Source organism: Enterococcus sp. DIV2384 (assembly GCF_050534975.1).
Taxonomy (GTDB): domain Bacteria; phylum Bacillota; class Bacilli; order Lactobacillales; family Enterococcaceae; genus Enterococcus; species Enterococcus faecalis.
This window is the reverse complement of record NZ_CP172905.1, coordinates 2,385,007-2,404,499: the sequence shown is the minus strand read 5'-3', so window position 1 is coordinate 2,404,499 and position 19,493 is coordinate 2,385,007. Positions and strand designations below refer to the sequence as shown.

General features: G+C 39.4%; 17 protein-coding genes. All 17 read left to right on the top strand.

What is annotated here, in order from left to right:
* Positions 1-8: 8 nt before the first annotated feature.
* Positions 9-1,457 (top strand): amidase, encoded by a 1,449-nt coding sequence (locus IGK54_RS11520; protein WP_430603011.1) that lies wholly within the window; start codon positions 9-11, stop codon positions 1,455-1,457.
* 65 nt (positions 1,458-1,522) lie between these two features.
* The gene (locus IGK54_RS11515; protein WP_002393993.1) at positions 1,523-2,050 is read left to right on the top strand and encodes a histidine phosphatase family protein; all 528 of its coding nucleotides are present in this window, start codon (positions 1,523-1,525) and stop codon (positions 2,048-2,050) included.
* Between the two features lie 120 nt (positions 2,051-2,170).
* On the top strand, positions 2,171-4,984 hold the full coding sequence (locus IGK54_RS11510) for a sigma 54-interacting transcriptional regulator (RefSeq protein ID WP_430603009.1): 2,814 nt from the start codon (positions 2,171-2,173) through the stop codon (positions 4,982-4,984).
* A gap of 71 nt (positions 4,985-5,055) precedes the next feature.
* Positions 5,056-5,457, top strand: coding sequence for a PTS sugar transporter subunit IIA (locus IGK54_RS11505; protein ID WP_430603007.1), 402 nt, complete (start codon positions 5,056-5,058; stop codon positions 5,455-5,457).
* A gap of 19 nt (positions 5,458-5,476) precedes the next feature.
* On the top strand, positions 5,477-5,971 hold the full coding sequence (locus IGK54_RS11500) for a PTS system mannose/fructose/N-acetylgalactosamine-transporter subunit IIB (protein WP_002355078.1): 495 nt from the start codon (positions 5,477-5,479) through the stop codon (positions 5,969-5,971).
* Between the two features lie 23 nt (positions 5,972-5,994).
* Entirely contained in the window at positions 5,995-6,744 is a 750-nt protein-coding gene (locus IGK54_RS11495) for a PTS mannose/fructose/sorbose/N-acetylgalactosamine transporter subunit IIC (protein ID WP_002355079.1), read from the top strand.
* The gene (locus IGK54_RS11490) at positions 6,744-7,595 is read left to right on the top strand and encodes a PTS system mannose/fructose/sorbose family transporter subunit IID (protein ID WP_002359140.1); all 852 of its coding nucleotides are present in this window, start codon (positions 6,744-6,746) and stop codon (positions 7,593-7,595) included. Before IGK54_RS11495 ends, IGK54_RS11490 begins: the two co-directional genes overlap by 1 nt.
* 11 nt (positions 7,596-7,606) lie before the next feature.
* A complete protein-coding gene (locus IGK54_RS11485) occupies positions 7,607-8,710 on the top strand; it encodes a DgaE family pyridoxal phosphate-dependent ammonia lyase (RefSeq protein WP_430603005.1) in 1,104 nt (367 codons plus the stop codon).
* Positions 8,711-8,713: 3 nt separating this feature from the next.
* A complete protein-coding gene (gene dagF, locus IGK54_RS11480; RefSeq protein WP_430603003.1) occupies positions 8,714-9,457 on the top strand; it encodes a 2-dehydro-3-deoxy-phosphogluconate aldolase in 744 nt (247 codons plus the stop codon).
* 346 nt (positions 9,458-9,803) lie between these two features.
* The gene (locus IGK54_RS11475; protein WP_430603001.1) at positions 9,804-11,717 is read left to right on the top strand and encodes an endonuclease MutS2; all 1,914 of its coding nucleotides are present in this window, start codon (positions 9,804-9,806) and stop codon (positions 11,715-11,717) included.
* An 87-nt stretch (positions 11,718-11,804) separates the two neighbouring features.
* Complete coding sequence (locus IGK54_RS11470; protein ID WP_002381148.1) at positions 11,805-13,250, top strand: alkaline phosphatase; 1,446 nt, start codon at positions 11,805-11,807, stop codon at positions 13,248-13,250.
* Positions 13,251-13,361: 111 nt separating this feature from the next.
* Positions 13,362-14,333 (top strand): dimethylarginine dimethylaminohydrolase family protein, encoded by a 972-nt coding sequence (locus IGK54_RS11465; RefSeq protein ID WP_002359145.1) that lies wholly within the window; start codon positions 13,362-13,364, stop codon positions 14,331-14,333.
* Between the two features lie 424 nt (positions 14,334-14,757).
* The gene (locus IGK54_RS11460; RefSeq protein WP_048737538.1) at positions 14,758-15,447 is read left to right on the top strand and encodes a WxL domain-containing protein; all 690 of its coding nucleotides are present in this window, start codon (positions 14,758-14,760) and stop codon (positions 15,445-15,447) included.
* An 87-nt stretch (positions 15,448-15,534) separates the two neighbouring features.
* On the top strand, positions 15,535-16,668 hold the full coding sequence (locus IGK54_RS11455; RefSeq protein WP_002397621.1) for a DUF916 and DUF3324 domain-containing protein: 1,134 nt from the start codon (positions 15,535-15,537) through the stop codon (positions 16,666-16,668).
* Positions 16,649-17,050 carry an LPXTG cell wall anchor domain-containing protein gene (locus IGK54_RS11450; RefSeq protein ID WP_048955723.1) on the top strand — a complete coding sequence of 134 codons (402 nt, stop codon included), beginning with the start codon at positions 16,649-16,651 and terminating at the stop codon, positions 17,048-17,050. The genes IGK54_RS11455 and IGK54_RS11450 overlap by 20 nt, the downstream gene beginning before the upstream one ends.
* Before the next feature lie 46 nt (positions 17,051-17,096).
* On the top strand, positions 17,097-17,321 hold the full coding sequence (locus IGK54_RS11445) for a hypothetical protein (protein ID WP_002378909.1): 225 nt from the start codon (positions 17,097-17,099) through the stop codon (positions 17,319-17,321).
* 162 nt (positions 17,322-17,483) lie between these two features.
* On the top strand, positions 17,484-19,493 hold the full coding sequence (locus tag IGK54_RS11440; RefSeq protein WP_430602999.1) for a BglG family transcription antiterminator: 2,010 nt from the start codon (positions 17,484-17,486) through the stop codon (positions 19,491-19,493).

The window sequence follows — 19,493 nt, the reverse complement described above, 5'->3', positions numbered from 1 at the left end:
GGGTCTGTATGAAAGACGGACTATATTGGGTACAACAATTAAAAGAACAGAAAGTAAGTCGCACAGAACTCTTAAAGGATATTGAGAAAAAAGTCCAAAAGTTAAATCCAAAGATCAATGGCTTTGTAACCTTTGACAGCCAAAAAGCAGAAGCAACTTATCAAAGAAATAAACAGCAGGACACACTATTTGCTGGTTTGCCATTTCCTTTGAAAATGTTAGGCCAAGAAAAAGCGGGGTGGTCGGCAACGGCCGGCTCGCAACTTTTTAAAAATAGTACTGCAACAACGACCTCTAACTTTGTCAAACAAGCAGAAACGATTGGCTTGATGCCTTTAGGACAAACCAACGCTCCAGAGTTTGGCTTTAAAAATATTACGGACCCTGCGCTTTACGGGCCAGCCCGCAATCCTTGGAACCTGGAACATTCGCCAGGCGGTTCCAGTGGCGGCGCTGCCGCAGTTGTCGCTAGCGGGATTGTTCCTATCGCCGGCGCTAGCGATGGCGGTGGCTCCATCCGAATTCCCGCCTCTTTTAGTGGCTTAATTGGCTTAAAACCTAGCCGTGGCTCCATGCCTGTCGGCCCAGAAGGCTGGCGAGGCTGGCAAGGTGCCTCGATTGACTTTGCGTTGACTATTTCTATGAGAGACACCAAAGCGTTATTTTATGGCCTACGTGGTAGCCACAGTGGCGCCCCATACCAAGCGCCCTTGGCAGAATGGCAAACACACCCTAAAAAACAACGGCTAAAAATTGCTCTGTGTACCGCTTCGCCTATCGGCTCAATGATTTCGCCAGAAGCAACACAAGCGGCGAAACAAGCGGCTGATTTTCTGGCAGCCGCTGGCCATGAAATCATTGAGATTCCTTATCCAGTCGATGGTGCAGCGCTGATTCGCTCCTATTATCAAATGAACGGCGCAGAAACTACAGCGATGATGAATAGCATTCAACAGGGGCTCGGGCGCCCAATTCGTAAAGAAGAAATCGAACCTTTTTCATGGACCATGCATCAATTTGGCCAAAAGATTCCAGCAGCCACCTATGTTCATTCATTACAGTTGTGGGATCAAGCAGCAGTAACGATGGAAGAACTTTTTCAAAAATTTGATCTGTTTTTATCACCAACAACGGCTTTTTCAGCACCAAAAATTAACGAAGATTTGCAAAGTGAGCACATTCGTCAACGAATGGCGCAAGCAGCAGAATTAACAGAAGCAGAGCTAGCTGAATTAATCTATGATTATTTTGATAAAAGTTTACAGCTAACACCGTATACTCAACTAGCTAACTTGACAGGACAACCAGCCATCAGCTTGCCCACACATGTTACGGCAACGGGGTTACCCTTAGGTATTCAATTGCTGGCTGCTCGTGGACGTGAAGATCTCTTATTCCAAGTAGGCGAACAGTTTGAGCAAGAAGGAAAATTTAAATTACCAGAAAGTTACCGCTAAATAGGGTGTTATTGTGACCAAATTTCAGATAAAATAGACACAAGACAAAAAACTGAGGTGGAAAAATGCTGTACGTAGTGAGACATGGTGAAACAGATTATAATGTGGCCCGTAGAATTTGTGGTCATGCGGAAGCGCAATTGACCGAAAAAGGCTATCAACAAGCGGAATTGGTAGCTGAAAAAATTGCCAAACAAGGAATTCAAATCGACCGTTTACTGGCGTCGCCTTTAAAACGGGCGCAAGAAACAGCCCGTAAAATTGCAGAACGAAATCAATTGACGACTGAAACAGAACCTCGTTTAATTGAGATGAATTTTGGCATTTATGATGGTGAACCGATTGAAACAACGGCTTTCCAAGAAAATCGTTCTGAGATTTCCTTGCCGTTTCCAGAAGGGGAATCAGTCCTAGATGTCGCGGGTCGAATTTATCCCTTGATTGAGGAAGCCTTAGCTTCAGAGGAAACTTACCTATTTGTTTGCCACAATGCGGTTATGCGAGTCATTGATAACTACTTCAATGGTAAAAAAATCCAAGATTTCTTGGATTTTCATTGTGAAAATACACAACTTGTACAATATGGAGAATAAAAATCAAGTCTTTAATCTTTTGGTTAAAGACTTGATTTTTTTATGGTAAATAAGAAACCGCTTCCGTTTTAATGTATAATAAATTAACTTTTGGATCAAAAAAGAAATGGGGAAAAGACTATGAGAATTGATAATATTCATCAAGCGTTAAAACAGTTTCACATACAAAATCCAAGTAGCAAAGAAACCTTGTTGCCCGCAACGGCTTCGCAATTAAGTCAGGCCTCTGGCTATACCCGAACCGCTGTTAGTGAAGAGCTTTCAGAATTAGTGAGAAAAGACCAAGTCGTTAAAATTAAATCTAGACCAGTGTTATTTTTTGATAAAAACTACTTAGAGGAACAGTTTCCTTTTTTTAAAAGTAGCACGTGCTACGATTCCCTCGCTTCGCTGCAAGAGGACATTTATCAACAGACAGAACAGATACATAAGAAAAAGCAGCTACTGAAAATGAATCCATTTGCGAACGTAATTGGTTTTGATGGGAGCTTAGCAGACGCCATCAAGAAGTTGAAAGCCGCTATTTTATATCCGCCTAATGGCTTGAATATTTTACTAACTGGAGAATCTGGGGTGGGCAAAACCTTAATTGCGGAACAATTACACCAATTTTATCAAGTTAAAATGAACCAAGAAGTCCCGTTTATTTATTTTAATTGTGCAGAATATTTCAACAATCCAGAATTATTAACTTCGCATCTGTTTGGCTATAAAAAAGGCAGTTTCACTGGTGCCGTCAATGACCAAAAAGGCTTAGTGGAGTTGGCAGATGGCGGTTTTTTATTTTTAGATGAAGTCCATCGATTAACGAGCGAAGGCCAAGAAAAATTGTTTACAGTTTTGGATAAAGGGTATTTTACACGGATGGGCGAAGCCGAAAAACAAAGAAATGTATCGATAAAATTTATTTTTGCAACAACCGAAGCAGTCAATCAACATTTTTTGAAAACGTTTTTAAGAAGGATCCCTGTGACATTAGCTATTCCAGCTTTAGCCGAGCGCTCTATGAAAGAAAAAATTCAATTGATTTTGTCCTTTTTCTTAGAAGAAAGTCAACGGATTCAAAAGAATATCCATATTCGTTATGAGGCGTTGAAACAATTAACGTTTACTCATTTTGAAGCCAACGTTGGCGAATTGAAAGCGGCGATTCAATTTATGAGCGCACAAGCCTATTTAGAAGTGTTCGATCAATTAACGGAAACTATTTGCATTGAAGCAAACGAGGGGACAGTCAAAGAGCAACCTGATGTAGAAAGTCTGCTGGCTTTTAATGAGTGGATACCTAACGATGGCCTCACGATTCAATACAACCATTTTTATTTAAGCAGTCAAGAGTTACTCAAATCAGAAAGTCTGAAAAATGATCGTTTTTATAATTTTCTATTGAAAGAATATGCGGATTTGAAAAAATTAACTCTTTCGACAGAGGATGCGCTAGCAATCATGCAAAACAAAGTCGAGCAACTTTATGATATGGATATTTTTGCTCAAGAACCGCTAGCCATAGAGGCCATTGACGAAACATTGCAGCCAAAAATTCAAGAAGCCATTGTCTTTTTTGAACAATTAATCCAAGAAAAATTGACAGAGGATTTCCAGAATATTTTAATTGTCCACCTTTATTCTGCTGTTTTTTATTCTGCACAAATGAATGAAACATTTTATTCAGATACCAAAAATATCTATTCTGGCAAAGTAACCCAGTATCAAGCTGCTAAGACCATGGTGGACTTTCTACAAACATTGTTTGGGATTTCTTTTGCTGATACGGAAATCCTCTTTTTCGATCTATTTATTCGTAAAGTCACAGCTAAAAAAAGAGCGCACTCAGATGAAGAAAACTGTGGCGTTATCGTCGTTGCACATGGTGCCGCGACGGCCAGTAGCATGGTTGAGTACACCAACCTTCTGTTTTCAACAACGGTCATGCGTGCAGTTGATATGCCGATTAATCAATCAGTGGAAGAAACATTAGAAAAAGTCCGTACAATTGTAAAGCAAAATCAGTATAAAAAAATTATTTTAATGGTGGACATCGGTTCCCTGGTTTACTTTGGTAATGCTATCAGTCAAACGTTTCAAATGGAAGTGCTGCTAATTAGCAATATCAATCTCTTAACATTGCTAGAAGTGGCGCGAGAAGTCATTTATGAATCGACGGCGTTTGAGTATCTATTACCAGTCTTAAAAGAAAAAAATCATCGCGCCTTGATTTGCAGTAAAGGTCGCTTCAACGAGGCAAAAGTTCTCATTATTTCCTGTCTAACTGGCATGGGGACTGCTATTAAAATTGAACAGTTGTTACTAAAAACTTTTCCCAATGAATTACTAACGAATGTACGCATCATTACTTTAGAGAAAAGAGAAGTGGAAGACATTGATCGCTTGCATTCTTTTGTTCGGAAAGAAGAGAAAATCGTTGGTATCATTGGCACCGTAAAGACAGAAGTGCCAGATATTCCGTTTATTTCTTTACAAGATTTACTATCGAAGCGGGGCATTCAGCTAGTTTTCGAATTATTAGGCCATCATTTAGAAGAAAAACAAAACCAAGAGTTACTAAAAAAAGTTTCAGCTAAATATATTCAAGGATTATCAATCGAAGCTATTACAGACTTACTAACGGTTTTGAATCCTACAACCATTTCGATCGAATTAGCTAAGATTTATTCAGATATTTGCTTGCAAACCAAAATAAAAAGTGACGAAAAGATTTTACTTCGTTTTATCATTCATTGTGCCTGTATGTTAGAACGGCAATTATTGAATCCAGAATATGACCCGACAGCTTATGAAGTGTCATACCGAGAGTTGCCAGAAGCAGTATCTGTCATAAAAATGGCGTTTCGACCGCTTGAAGTGTCCTATAATTTGTTGATTCCACCTTTGGAAGTGCGCTATATTTATGAATTGCTCTTTGAAAAGGCTTAATTCAAACGGAAATGAAAGTTGGCACACTTATTGCTTTTAATAAAATGATTAATTAGCAAAGGAGTTTGTTTATGGAAAATGAACCAATTTTACTTTTAACACACAATGGTTGGGGCTTGGAATTAGTCAAAAGCGTCCAGATGATTGTTGGAGAAGTTACAAATGTACATGAAATTGCATTACAAGCAGAGGATTCACTGGGGGATTATTTAGAACGAGTCACAGAAAAAATTGACCAATTAACGTGGCACAACCAGTTGCTAATTTTAACAGATGTTAAAGGTGGCACACCTAGTAATGTTGCATTACGTTTATCAAAAGATTATGACCTCCTGATTGTGTCCGGATTATGTACATCGTTATTATTAGAATCCGTCATGAAACAAAGTGGTCCTGGATTTCGTTTACAAGATGCAGAGATGATTCAACAAGCAGCAGTAGACAGTTGTCAAATTTTAGAAATTCCAAAATAAGAAAGTATAGGTGAACAGAATGTCAAAAATCGTATTAACAAGAGTCGATAGTCGTTTAATCCATGGACAAGTAGTGACTAAATGGTTACAACAATCAGGTGCAAATGAAATTTTGGTAGTGAGTGATGAACTAGAGCAAGATGAATTTTTACAAAGTATTTATTTAATGGCGGCGCCTCCAGGGGTTTCTGTAGTAATTAAAGGGATTGAAAGTGCCAAAGAATATTGGGAATCGCAAGAAAAGGAAGAGAAAAAGGTGTTATTTTTAGTGCCAGATTTAACGACCTTAAAAGCGATGGTGGACCAAGAAATTATTAAAGAGGAGATTCAAGTTGGTGGCTTAGGTGGCGGACCAAATCGGAAAAATGTTTTAAAAAATATCAATTTATCTGAAGAAGATGTTGCAATTTTGACTGAACTTTTAACGAAGGGCATCCATGTTTTCTTCCAAGCGATTCCCGAAGAAAATCCCCTACCAATTCAAAAATTAATTGAAAAATATCAATCACTATAATCAGAGAAAAAGGAGAGAATCATATGGGCGTTTTAGGTGTTTCAATTATTATGGGACTTTATTATTGGTTTGCACGTTTGCGTTTTGGGTACACATTTTCAGGCATGCTGTCTCAGCCATTAGGTGCAGCGTTGGTGGCTGGTTTAGCAACAGGAAAACTTAGTGAAGCAATGGTTGTGGGTGCGGGGATTCAACTTGTTTATCTAGGAGTCACCTCCACACCGGGCGGCAATGTACCTAGTGATCCGGCTTTAGCTTCAGCAATCGCGATTCCGATTGCTTTAGGTGTGGGAATGAATGCCGAAGCTGCCGTTGCACTAGCTGTTCCTTTTGGTGTGTTAGGCGTCTTTATGGATCAATTACGGCGGACCATCAATGCGACGTGGGTGCATATGGCTGATAAATATGCGGAAGAGTTAAATTATGGGGGGATTTACCGAGCTGCGTTTGTTTATCCAGCTTTAGCGGGATTTTTAATTCGCTTTCCGTTAGTTTTTGCGGCGAACTTTTTTGGTCAATCTGTGGTGAATAAAGTCTTAGAAGTTATCCCAGCATGGTTGATGCACGGCTTTGAAGTAATGGGTGGTATTTTACCAGCGTTAGGATTCGCCTTAACAATTATGGTAATTGGCAAGAAAAATTTGATTCCTTATTTTTTAATCGGTTTTGTTGCAGTAGTATATTTTGGCGCAGAAGTTATGGCCGTCGCTATTTTAGGAATCTGTATTGCCTTTTTAGTTAGAAACAAGGCATTGAGTGAGGAGGCAGCATAATGGAACAAATGACACAAGCAAATGAACAACAATTGGAACAGAAAAAAATTACTAAAAAAGAATTATCCAAAGCCTTTTGGATTTATCAACTAGGCTGTGAATTATCAAATTCTTATGAACGTCTTCAAAGTTTAGTTTTTTGTGCATCGATGATTCCTGCAATTAAAAAACTTTACGCAGACGATGAAGAACAACAAAGAGAAGCTCTGAAACGTCATTTGAATTTTTTTAATACTGAAGGAACAGTAGGAGCTTCCATTCAAGGGATTGCAATTGCTATGGAGGAAGAAAAATCCAATGGCGCAGCGATCTCTGATACGGCGATCACATCGATTAAAACTGGGCTGATGGGTCCGCTGGCTGGGATTGGCGATTCGATTATTTGGGCAGCATTAATGCCGTTAATCATTTCCATTTTTATTCCAATGGCTAAAGGAGGTAACGTGATTGGAAGTATCGGTCCGTTGGTTCTGTACACAGCCATTACGTTATACATCAGTTGGACGTTAGTAAATAAGTCCTATACATTAGGGCGTAATTCAATCTTAAGTTTGTTAAAAGACGGCAAAATTAAGCAAGTCATTTATTCAGCAAATGTTTTAGGAATGATGATGATGGGCGCTTTAAGTGCGAGTTATGTTAAAATTGCTAGCCCGATGACGTTTAAAGTTACTGGCGGTGCCACAATTGTTTTACAAGATATCCTAGATCAAATTATGAAAGGCTTACTTCCTTTAGCAGCAGTCATGGCTATTTATTTTTTCATGGTAAAAAAAGGCCCACGTTACGGTATCATTATCGGCACGATAGTCTTAGTTAGTTTGGTCACTTCATTCTTTGGTTTGTTATAAAGGAGAAAATAATGAATAGTTACGAAAAATTTTACTTAAAAGAAGTCATTAATGCTTCTGGCAAAATGACCATTCTAGGTGTCTCCAAAGTTTCGGAGGCAGTCCTAGCGGCGCAACGATTCGGTGGTGAACATTTCTTTGAAATGAGTGAACTTAGTCTGCAAACAGGGGCCTTTTTAGCCAACTTGTTGAAGGTAGAAGATGCCCAAATCGTTTCCTCGGCTTCGGCGGGGATTGCCCAAGCGGTGGCTGCCTTGATTGGAAAAGGCAGCTTGTACCACGCGTATCATCCCTATACAGAAAAAATCGAACAACGGGAGATTGTTTTACCTAAAGGGCACAACGTGGACTACGGCACGCCTGTAGAGGTCATGGTAGCGCAAGGCGGCGGCCAAGTAGTGGAAGCTGGCTACGCCAACATGTGCAGTCCAGAACACGTGGAAATGATGATTTCCGAAAAAACAGCGGCCATTCTATACATCAAAAGCCATCATACCGTGCAAAAAAGTATGCTGACGGTGGCCGAAGCGGCCAAAGTGGCGCAACGCCACAAGGTGCCGCTAATTGTTGACGCGGCAGCAGAAGAAGATCTTTTCAAATACACTGAAGCAGGCGCTGATTTGGTGATTTACAGCGGCGCCAAAGCCATCGAAGGGCCAAGTGCCGGTTTAGTGGTCGGGAAAAAAGAATACATTGATTGGGTGCGCCTACAAGGCAAAGGCATTGGTCGAGCAATGAAAATTGGCAAAGACAATATCTTGGGCTTTACGCAAGCAGTGGAAGAATACTTGACGCATGGCAGTGAATCAGGGGCTTCGATGCAAGAACGCTTAAAACCGTTTGTTGAAGCCATCAACAGTTTGTCAGATTTAACCGCTAAAATCGTCCAAGATGGCGCTGGCCGAGACATTTATCGCGCCAGTGTCAAAGTGGACGGCAGAAAAACCGCTAAGGAAGTCATCCAAGCGTTAAAAGCAGAAAGTCCAGCCATTTATACGCGAGAATATCAAGCCAACAATGGCATCATTGAATTTGACATTCGTTCTGTCAATCAAGAAGAAATGAACAAAATCGTGCAACGATTACAAGAAATTATGGACACAAAGGAGAAATAAGCCATGTCATTAAAACCTAATTATTTAGAAGAACGCATTTGTTTAAACGTCTTAGCCAATTCAGTAGAAAATGCCCAAGCCTGTTATGAAGCAGCAGAAGGGCATGTTGTGTTAGGCGTCCTTTCAAAAAACTATGAAACCGATGAAGCAGCCATTGACGATATGAAAAAATACCAAGCAGCAACCAACAACGCTTTATCTGTCGGCTTAGGGGCTGGCGATCCTAATCAAAGTCAAATGGTGGCTCGCTTATCAGAAGTTCTACAACCGCAACACGTGAACCAAGTCTTCACAGGTGTCGGCGCTTCGCGGGCCTTACTTGGTCAAGACGAAACAGTGATTAATGGCTTGGTTTCACCCACAGGCAAAGTTGGCTATGTTAACATTGCGACAGGTCCGTTAAGCTCTGGTGCGCCAGCAGCGGAAGTGCCTATCGAAACCGCCATCAAATTGTTGAAAGACATGGGGGGCAGTTCCATTAAATATTTCCCGATGAAAGGCTTGGCTCACAAAGAAGAATACCAAGCAGTAGCAGCAGCTTGTGCCAAGTATGACTTTTATTTAGAACCAACAGGGGGCATTGATTTAGAAAACTTTGAAGAAATTGTTCAAATTGCGGTGGATGCTGGCGTAAAAAAAATCATTCCTCATGTCTACAGCTCAATTATCGATCAAGAAACAGGGGACACTAGAACAGAAGACGTGAAAACGTTACTAACCATGATGAAAAAGACATTGAATAAGTAAAGGGCCAATCTTTATTTGACTTTCTTCGCCAGATTTGCTACTCTCAAGTGGAGAATAAATAAAAACCAACAAATGAATGTGGGGTATTTTGGTGAGTGTCGTAGGTATCTAATTGATAAGTTGAATAACCAGTGAACCAAGCAAGGTTTATTTGGTGTGCTTAGAAAGTGATACCTGTCAGTCATCTCAATTACTAAATACCTCCTTTAAAAGAGGTTTCTTTAGTAACCTTTATCCAATGATAAAGAGGACAGCGGTAGAACGTTGTCCTCTTTTTTCTGTAGAAACTGGTTTTTATTTAAAGGCGCCAGGTATTCTTTTCGTGATAGAAAGGAAGAAAAAACAAATGAATCATGAAACCATTCAAAAATTACAATTTACAACAATTCTTAAAGAAGTTCAAACACGTGCGATTGGCGAGTATAGTAAAGAACGGTTGGCGAAAATGGTCCCTGCAACACGTTTAGAAACAGTGCAGTCCCGCTTAACGGAAACAACCGAGGCCCGCTTAATTATTGATAGCGGACAACACGTCCCTTTCATGGGCTTGAGCCAAATTACCCGCTTGCTTCAACAAGTGAAAAAAGGCTTAATCCTTACACCAAACGAATTGATTGAGGTCGCTGACTTTTTAAGAAGTAGTCAGCGAACCCAGAAGTTTTTTGAAAAAAATCAATACCAAACACCACGCCTATTTAGTTACAGTCAGCACTTAGCTGATTTCAGAGCAATCGAAGAACAAATTTATACGAAAATCCATAACCAAAAAGTTGCCACCGATGCTTCTCGACAACTTCGGAAAATCCGGCGTCAAATCAATGAATGCCAACAAGAAATTGAAACAAAAGTCACCAAATTTTTACGCAATAAAAATAATCAACTGTATATTCAAGAAAATATGATGGTGAAAAAAGGGGAACATTACACGGTACCAATCAAAGCTAGCTATAAAAATAAGGTTTCAGGCACAATCATTGAGCAATCCAATAAAGGACAAACGGTCTTTATTGAACCTGTAGCAATTAGTAAATTAAATGAACAATTGACACTCTTAAAAGCGGAAGAAACAGCGGAAGAATATCAAATTTTGGCAGAACTAACAGGGTTAATCAATGAGCAAGAACGACTTGTCGATCAAGCCGTCGATACAATGACCACCTTAGATATTATTTTTGCACGAGGAAAGTATAGTCGCGAAATTGGTGGGATTACGCCAAAAGTAAACAAAGAAGAACGCTTGCGCATTGTTCAAGGAAAACACCCTCTTTTATTAGAACACGCAGTACCATTGACGTTTTCTTTAGGAGCAGAGTATCGAGGACTTGTCATTACAGGTGCCAATGCTGGTGGTAAAACGGTTGTCTTGAAAACAGTTGGCTTATTGACTGTCATGACACAATTTGGGTTGCAAATTCCAGCACAAGCGGGCACAGAGATTCCAGTATTAGATGAAATTTTTGTCGATATTGGTGATCAGCAAAATCTGGAAAATGCGTTAAGCACTTTTTCTGGACACATGAAAAATATTGCGGAAATGTTGCGTAACGTTAAGCGACACACGCTTGTTTTATTAGATGAAATTGGCAGTGGAACCGAGCCGAACGAAGGAGCTGGCTTAGCGATTGCTATCATGGAAACGATGTATCAAAAGGGGGCCTTGGTAGTTGCAACGACCCATTATGGTGAAATTAAACGTTTTGCCCAAGAGCATGACGATTTTGTGCCCGCCGCAATGGCCTTCGATCGTGAAACATTAACGCCCAAATATCAATTGAAAATTGGTGAAGTTGGCGATAGTCAGGCTCTTTGGATTGCACGTAAAATGAAGATGGAGCCACAGCTCATTGAAAAGGCGGCTCATTATATTCAGCGGAAAGAATACCCTACTAATCGAAGTCTATTTAAACCCCTGAAAGCAAAAGAAACGACCTTTGCCACGTTTGTAGAAGAAACACACCGTTATCAAAAAGGTGATCGTGTCCTATTGACAGAAACACAACAAATTGGGTTGGTTTTTACAGATGAGGGTGAACAAGAAATCCAAGTATTTGTGAATGATAAAATCGAAAATGTACCACGAAGACGGTTGAAATTACAAGCGAAAGCACAAGATCTATATCCGCAAGACTATGATTTAGAAAGTTTATTTACAGATTTCCATGAACGAAAGAAACTCAAAGATATTGAACGCGGCTCAAAAAAAGCGCAGAAACAATTACGCAAAGAAGCCGAAAAAAGAGCAGCAAGACGCGACAAATAAGGAACTTAACAGAAGCAATACAACAACTTAACACTTTGTTTACTTGTTATTTATCAGAAATCAACTAAGACTTGTTATAGTCAATGTATGGGTAGATATGAAGGAGGAAACAAGGAAATGAAGAAAAGAGCTTTGCTAGGGGTTACCTTATTAACATTCACAACATTAGCGGGTTGTACAAATTTATCTGAACAAAAAAGCGGCGAAAAACAAACAGAGGTTGCTGAAGCGAAGGCAACTGAATCCGAAAAAGCACCAGTAAAAAATGTTATTTTTATGATTGGAGATGGCATGGGGAATCCGTATACAACGGGCTATCGCTATTTCAAAGCCAATCACTCAGACAAGCGTGTTCCCCAAACAGCTTTTGATACCTATTTAGTTGGGCAACAAGCCACTTATCCAGAAGATGAAGAAGAGAATGTCACCGATTCAGCGTCCGCAGCGACAGCGATGGCTGCTGGAGTGAAAACCTACAATAATGCTATTGCGCTCGATAATGACAAGTCCAAAACAGAAACAGTGCTGGAACGTGCGAAAAAAGTGGGGAAATCAACGGGGCTTGTAGCAACATCTGAAATAACACATGCAACCCCTGCTGCATATGGCGCACATAATGTTTCACGCAAAAATATGGCAGAAATCGCTGATGACTATTTTGATGATCAAATCGACGGACAACACAAAGTCGATGTGTTACTTGGCGGCGGCTCCGAATTATTTGCCCGGAAAGATCGTGATTTAGTCAAAGAATTTTCCCAAGCGGGTTATGGTCATGTCACAGACAAAAAGTCGTTAAATGAAAACCAAGACGACAAAATTTTAGGCTTGTTTGCACCAGGCGGGCTACCTAAAATGATTGACCGAACGGAAGAGGTCCCTTCATTAGCTGATATGACAGAAGCGGCTCTTCAACGGTTAGATAAAAATGAAAAAGGTTTCTTTTTAATGGTTGAAGGTAGTCAAATTGATTGGGCCGGGCATAGCAATGATATTGTTGGCGCGATGAGCGAAATGCAAGACTTCGAAGCGGCGTTTGAAAAGGCCATCGATTTTGCCAAAAAAGATGGTGAAACATTGGTGGTTACAACTGCAGATCATTCAACAGGGGGCTTGTCTTTAGGCAAAGGAGATCAATACAACTGGTTGACGGAGCCTTTACATGCGGCAAAACGCACGCCTGATTTTATGGCAGAAGAAATTATTAAAAATGGTAATGTGGAAAAAACAGTGACTGAGTATATTGATTTTCAATTAAGTGAGGCTGAATTGAAAGCAGTGAAAACAGCGGCGGAGTCAAAAGATGTTGAAAAAATCGCTCAGGCATTAAGAAAGATTTTTGATGAACGTTCGAATACTGGTTGGACTACTGGCGGACACACAGGAGAAGATGTAAATGTCTATGCTTATGGCCCACAAGCAGAAGCTTTTTCAGGACAAATTGATAATACAGACCAAGCGAAGATTATTTTTGGCTTAGTAGATGGCACCGGGCAAAAAGCTGAGATTAAAGATAAAGGTATTGGCAAATAACAAAATGAAGAAAAAGCAGAACGTATAGAAGTTCTGCTTTTTCTTCATTGAAGGCATAAAAATTTTATCTCTGTTATAATGAAGGTAACCAGATAAAAGTGAGGTCAAATAATGAAAAAAATGCATGTTGAAAGTGAATTTGCACCGTTACGTTCAGTTGTTTTAGCACAATCGCAATTTTGTTTACCAGATAAATTTGATGAAGCGGATACGACTTTTTTAACAGAGGAAAATGCCCGTTTAACACAGAATAATGAAGGGCGCGATTTAGCAGACTTTGCACCAGAACAACAAGTGCGTTGGGAAAAAGAAAAAGAAGTCATGCAAGGAGTATTAGAATCTTATGGCGTAGAAGTATTTCGTCCACGTTTATTGACAACCTATGAAAAAGAACATGGCAAGGAATTGGGCGTAGGATATAGTAACTTCTTTTCACGAGACCCTTTTTTTACAATTGGCAATCTCTTAATAGAAGGAAACTTAAGATTTCAACACCGTCGACAAGAAATTTTACCAATTCGTCCGATTATTCAGCAGTGGACACAAGAAGCAGAAGGCTATTATTTTGCTGCGCCACAACCTGACATTTCTGAAGGGGCTTTAAGTGAAGCAGGTCCCTTTATTGAAGGCGGCGATGTTTTAGTTCTAGGAAAAACAATTTTTGTGGGCTACTCTGGCTTGGCAAGTAACCTAGCAGGAATTCAGTGGTTAGCCAATATGATTGGTCATTTTGGTTATGAAGTGGTGCCGGTTCGGTTACATCCGCATATTCTCCACTTAGATTGTGCGTTAAGCTTGTTGAGAGAAGGCTTGATGATTGTTTGTGAAGAGGCCTTTTTGGATGGACTTCCTGCGCAATTAGCCAACTGGGAAAAAATTCACGTTACTTTGCAAGAAGCAGCGTATTTAGTGACAAATGGTCTACCGCTTAACGAAGAAACGTATATAACGGACCAATCGTTTACAACCTTAATTCCTCAAATAGAAGCAAAAGGTATCAAAGTTGAGGCAATTGATTACCATGTTTCTAGAATGTTAGGTGGTTCTTTCCGTTGTACAACGCAAGCTTTGATTAGAGAATAGTCAGCGAGTGATTATCAATTTTCGTAAGAAAAAATGTACGTTTTGTCTATGAAAACGATATAATTTTAGTTTTCACTATTTTTTTTAAAAATATTGAGGAAATTTTGATTTAATAAATGCGAGAAAACGTCAAAATGTTAGTGTTTGTTACTAATATTTTGACGTTTTCTCGCTGTTTTTTTATAAAATTACCACTTTATATATGAAAAAAACGATATCTTTTTTGAAAATTACGTTTTCAAAGACACAAAAAGTCGTTGGAACCTTGCTGTTATAGTAAATTCATTTTTTTTGCATGAGGTGTTTAAAATTTGAAATCACAAGCAGTCTTTTTTTCGCTATACTTAGTTTACGTTCTACTGAGATAGAAAAGTTTTTCACTTTTTTATTCATTAATTAACCAAGATATAAAGGAGAGAGTAAAATGAAGAAAAAAACATTGGTAACTTTATTTGCAGGAACAGCTATTTTAGGGGCAAGCATCGCTCCTGCAGCAGCGCATGCAACAACGACTGGTACAACACCAGCAAACGTAGAGATGACAAGTGGTTCATTACCAGGCGGTACGGGTGATGGAGATGACGGAAGCACACAAGAGCCAGGACCAGGTACGAATACTAACTTTGATTTGTTATATGTTCCAACAGAATTCAAATTTGCTTCGACAGAAGTTAGTTCTGATTTATCAGCGATTTCGTTAGATGCGACAGGTACCCAAACAAAACGTTATGGTGTCGGGGATGTTCGTGGAACACAAGCGGGTTGGTCAGTTACTGCCGGCGTTGCTGAAATGAAAAACGGTACTGCTACGTTAGAAGGTTCAATTACCTTTGCACAAACAGGAGCGGTAGCGAAATATGATGAAACAACAACAAAATACTCACGTGATGTGGCTGCCTTTGCAGCAGATCCAGGAAGTCCTGAATTTGCTGGAACAACTATTCCAGTAGGTGGAGCAGCTGTATCAATTGCTACAGCAGCAGTTGGTAAAGGTCAAGGTACATGGGATTCTGAATTATCAAATGTAAAATTAAACATTACAACACCTAGTTCACAAATTATAAATGGTGCGTATACAGGTAACGTAACTTGGACATTAGTGGCTGCGCCATAAACAGTTACTAACGAGAATACTGCATTACTAGAAAAGGAGCTGCGCAGTGGTGCACGGCTCCTTTTCGATACATAGGAGGAACAAATAATGAAGACAATGCGCTGGCTAATCGTCACAGTTTTTATTTGTGTGATGGCATTAAGCATCCCTTCTGCTGTACAAGCAGAAGAAGCGGATGACAACATGAATACAAAATTTACAGTTAAACCCAATATTCCTGAGAATCAAGCGAAAAATACGCAATCCTACTATGATCTCATTGTAAAACCAGGACAGAAACAAGAAGTCGAATTATCATTAATTAATAAAACAGATGAAGAATTGACGATTGATTTAAATTTGGCGAATGCTGTGACGAATGACAATGGTTTAATTGTGTACAATGATTTCGAGAAAAAACCAGATTCAAGTTTAAAAGTACCCTTGACAACATTAATTAAATTACCTGAGGAACATGTAAAAGTTCCCGCTAAGAAAACCGTAACAGCCAAAATGACTGTCGAAATTCCAGCGAATGGTTTCCAAGGATTAGTTTTGGGTGGTGTTTATGCTTCGCTTGCAGAAGATGAAAAGGAAGAAAAAGGAAAATCAACGGGTTTAACCAGTCGATATGGATTTAATGTAGCAATTGCTTTACGAATGTCAGAAGATACACCGATGTATCTAGCAGAGACTCTTCAATTAGTTAAATTAGTTCCGACCATTGCTTTAGGAAATAAATCGGTCCAAGCGGTTATTCAGAATCCGACATCCGCTATTTTTCCTGAAGTACGTTTAGAAGGAAAAGTAACGAAAAAAGGCGAAACGAAAGAATATGCCAAACGGATTTTACCAAGTGTTCGTTTTGCGCCAAATTCGACGATGAACTTCCATTTAGATTTCGGGAAAGAAGATGTTCGTCCAGGAACCTATATTTTTGAAGGAAAAGCGGTCTTGAAAGAAGATGAACAACAAGTGTGGCCGTTTAAGCAAGAATTTACCATCAGTAGTCAAGAAGCCAAAAAATTAAATAAAGAAGCAGTAGTGAAATTGGTCCTACCGACTTGGTGGAATCAAGCTTTTTATGGCTTGTTAGCTGCAACAATTGTGAGTCTAATTCTAGCTATTTGGCGTTTTACGCAACAGAAAGCAACACTGAAACAACAAGCCTATTTACAACAAGAAAAACAGGCAGCCTTGAAAAATAGACAAGGAGTGCGCGATGATGACAGCGAAAAGTAAAGGATCACTTCTGGTGACATTGGGAATACTTTTAACCGTCAGCATTGCGATTCTGACCGCTTCTTCTGAGAGCTTTGCAGAAGAAGCGGGACAAACGAATATCGGTGTGACGTTTTATGGAGGGAAGGCACCCCTAAAAACGAAAGGTGGCACTAAGTCAACAGAACAACCAGTCACTAATAAAGATAAAAAAACGTCACAACAACAAGACAAAGTGAGCAGAAAAAACACTGCTAAAACGAATCCCACAGCTGCACAGACGTCCTTACCAAGGACAGGTGAACGAAATAGCACATGGCTTTACAGCCTTGGTATTGCCTGTTTACTCGTAGCACTAATAAGTTTCTATTATTTGAATAAAAAAAGGAAAAAGGAAAAATAATGTGCTGTTTTTATAAACAGAGTCAATTGTAGAAGGAGGAATATAGATGGAGATTACGATGTGGATTTGGATTTGTGCTGGCTTGGCCGTCCTTTGTTTTGCTTTATTTTTACTGTTCTTAGTAAATAGCATGAATTTTGTTCATCAAGCAAAGCCTAAGCAGTCTTTAGTAAAACAATCAATGTTTAGTTGGCTGCTTCTGGTGATGTGTGGTGGCTGGGTAGCAATAGCTATCTTGCTGAATATCGCATTACAAACACAATTAACATAATGACAACCCGTTGTAAGTTTTTAAGAAACTTGCAACGGGTTTTTGTTAACTTTAAAATAAAGAACGGTACAATTTATCAAAAAAGTACAGTAGACATTTGTACCCAACTTAGATAGAAATTAAAGCGCTATCATTATATGATGATTACAGGAGGACACAGCTGTGAATTATAAAATAAGTTATCTCCTTGACGAGTATGCAGGGCAAAAAATTGCGCTCTCTTTGGCTCAACAAATAACCGATCTTTCGCAACGAGAATTAGTGACACAACTTTCGACAATAGGCGGAGAAGTTCAACAGAATACCGTCAGCATTCCAAACCTTTCCGCAAATGAATGGGGAAAACAACTTTTTCAACAACGTCAAGTGATCTATAGCGAAACAGAAAGACAAGCACTTATTTTTTTGCTCACTTATTCAGAAATCGAAGAACTATCGGTGTATCATTATCAAAATTTTTTAGACGTTTCGAAAGGCACTATTTTAGCGGACATCAAAAAAGTCCGACACCAACTAGCAACTGAAAACATTGCTTTATCCTACGAACGAAAACGAGGGTTTTACCTAGAAGGAGATGAATTTCGGATTCGTCGTTTCGGGAAAAATTGGCTTGCCCGCCTCTTACAACAAAAGTCGGGCACCTTCGCTTTATTTTGCTGGCTCAGTCAGCATCAAATGAGCCAATACGCAAAAATGCGTGACGGCATTCAATTAGCCGTCCAGGAAGCGCAGCTTCAACTAGTACCCAGCAGATTGGATGAAATTAGTTACTTTCTTGCTTTTTCTCAAAAAAGATTAGGCAAATATGGAACAGTCGTCTGGCCTGAGAACCAGTTAATTCAGTCCTTACGGGCTTATCCCGTCAGTCGTCGTATTTTAAGTGATTTAGTTGGGCCAGTGGCGAATGTAGAAACTGAGAGTCTTTTTTTCACGATTTGTTTAATGACAGCCTTGCAAGGAGAATTGCGAGATACGAAGTTAGAGTTTTTATTAGATATTTCTGGTGAAATTATTCGGAAAATGGAATTATTGGCCGTCGTTCAATTTGAACAGCCTCGTGAATTGCTCATGAATGTGTATTATCATCTGGTTCCTGCTTATTTTCGGATTAACTATGGCTTTTACTTGCCGAATGTTTTAATCAAGGATATTCGACAATCGTATCGGTCGCTTTATCATCTTTGTGAACAAGCGTTAGCTCCTTTAGAAAAATTAACGAAACGTTCAATCCCGCCAGAGGAAATCGGTTTTTTCACCATATTATTTGGTGGAGAAATTTTCGGGCAAAAAAATGAACAGCGGCAAGAAAAGCTAAAAGCGCTAATTGTTTGTCCCAGTGGCATCAGTTCTTCGTTGATTTTGCAATCGGAATTGCGTCGGCTATTTCCAATGATTGAATTTAAAGAAACAAATGCGGTGAGGGAAATAGAGAATGTATCTGAAAAAAGCTATGACATCATTTTCTCAACGGTCCCTATTGAAACAGCCAAAAAGGTTTATCTTACCAAGCCCATTATGAGCTCTTTGGAGAAAAATCAATTGATGCACCAAGTCCAATCAGATTGGCTATTGCCAGGTATTTCCATGCCAGATGTTAAAGATATTTTAGATGCGTTAAAACCTTATATTTCCTTAAAAAAAGGAGTCACAGAAGCGCAGTTATATCGTGTCTTGCATCGTAAAATGAACAAAATTTTAGAAAAAGAGGAGGATCTGCGTCCAATGTTATCGGAATTATTAACAACAGAAACAGTCCAAGTCCTGCCTGAAGTTGCAGACTGGCGAGCGGGAATTACAGAAGCTGCCAAGCCGTTATTAAAAAATGGCAGTATTACGGAAAAGTACATTGATGCGATGATTCAAAAAGTCGAATCGTTTGGGCCATTTATCCATATCTGTCCAGACGTAGCATTGCCTCATGCGCGACCAGAAGATGGCGTTAATCAGTTAGGCATGTCATTACTAAAAATCCAAAAAAGTGTCGATTTATTAGAAGATCCTAAGCATGAAATTCACCTTTTTATTTGTTTAGCTGCTTCAGATAACGAAACACATTTACGGGCCTTATCTAGTCTGACAAAAATTCTATCAAAAAAAGAATCATTACATCGTTTAGTGGCGGCTGAAACCGTCCCAGAAATACTATCAATTATCCAAGAAGGAGAGAAATAA

Excerpts from the sequence above, each read along its gene's own strand:
- IGK54_RS11520 (WP_430603011.1), top strand. The coding sequence starts at position 9 with ATGAAAGACGGACTATATTGGGTACAACAATTAAAAGAACAGAAAGTA.
- IGK54_RS11515 (WP_002393993.1), top strand. The coding sequence starts at position 1,523 with ATGCTGTACGTAGTGAGACATGGTGAAACAGATTATAATGTGGCCCGT.
- IGK54_RS11510 (WP_430603009.1), top strand. The coding sequence starts at position 2,171 with ATGAGAATTGATAATATTCATCAAGCGTTAAAACAGTTTCACATACAA.
- IGK54_RS11505 (WP_430603007.1), top strand. The coding sequence starts at position 5,056 with ATGGAAAATGAACCAATTTTACTTTTAACACACAATGGTTGGGGCTTG.
- IGK54_RS11500 (WP_002355078.1), top strand. The coding sequence starts at position 5,477 with ATGTCAAAAATCGTATTAACAAGAGTCGATAGTCGTTTAATCCATGGA.
- IGK54_RS11495 (WP_002355079.1), top strand. The coding sequence starts at position 5,995 with ATGGGCGTTTTAGGTGTTTCAATTATTATGGGACTTTATTATTGGTTT.
- IGK54_RS11490 (WP_002359140.1), top strand. The coding sequence starts at position 6,744 with ATGGAACAAATGACACAAGCAAATGAACAACAATTGGAACAGAAAAAA.
- IGK54_RS11485 (WP_430603005.1), top strand. The coding sequence starts at position 7,607 with ATGAATAGTTACGAAAAATTTTACTTAAAAGAAGTCATTAATGCTTCT.
- dagF (WP_430603003.1), top strand. The coding sequence starts at position 8,714 with ATGTCATTAAAACCTAATTATTTAGAAGAACGCATTTGTTTAAACGTC.
- IGK54_RS11475 (WP_430603001.1), top strand. The coding sequence starts at position 9,804 with ATGAATCATGAAACCATTCAAAAATTACAATTTACAACAATTCTTAAA.
- IGK54_RS11470 (WP_002381148.1), top strand. The coding sequence starts at position 11,805 with ATGGGTAGATATGAAGGAGGAAACAAGGAAATGAAGAAAAGAGCTTTG.
- IGK54_RS11465 (WP_002359145.1), top strand. The coding sequence starts at position 13,362 with ATGAAAAAAATGCATGTTGAAAGTGAATTTGCACCGTTACGTTCAGTT.
- IGK54_RS11460 (WP_048737538.1), top strand. The coding sequence starts at position 14,758 with ATGAAGAAAAAAACATTGGTAACTTTATTTGCAGGAACAGCTATTTTA.
- IGK54_RS11455 (WP_002397621.1), top strand. The coding sequence starts at position 15,535 with ATGAAGACAATGCGCTGGCTAATCGTCACAGTTTTTATTTGTGTGATG.
- IGK54_RS11450 (WP_048955723.1), top strand. The coding sequence starts at position 16,649 with ATGATGACAGCGAAAAGTAAAGGATCACTTCTGGTGACATTGGGAATA.
- IGK54_RS11445 (WP_002378909.1), top strand. The coding sequence starts at position 17,097 with ATGGAGATTACGATGTGGATTTGGATTTGTGCTGGCTTGGCCGTCCTT.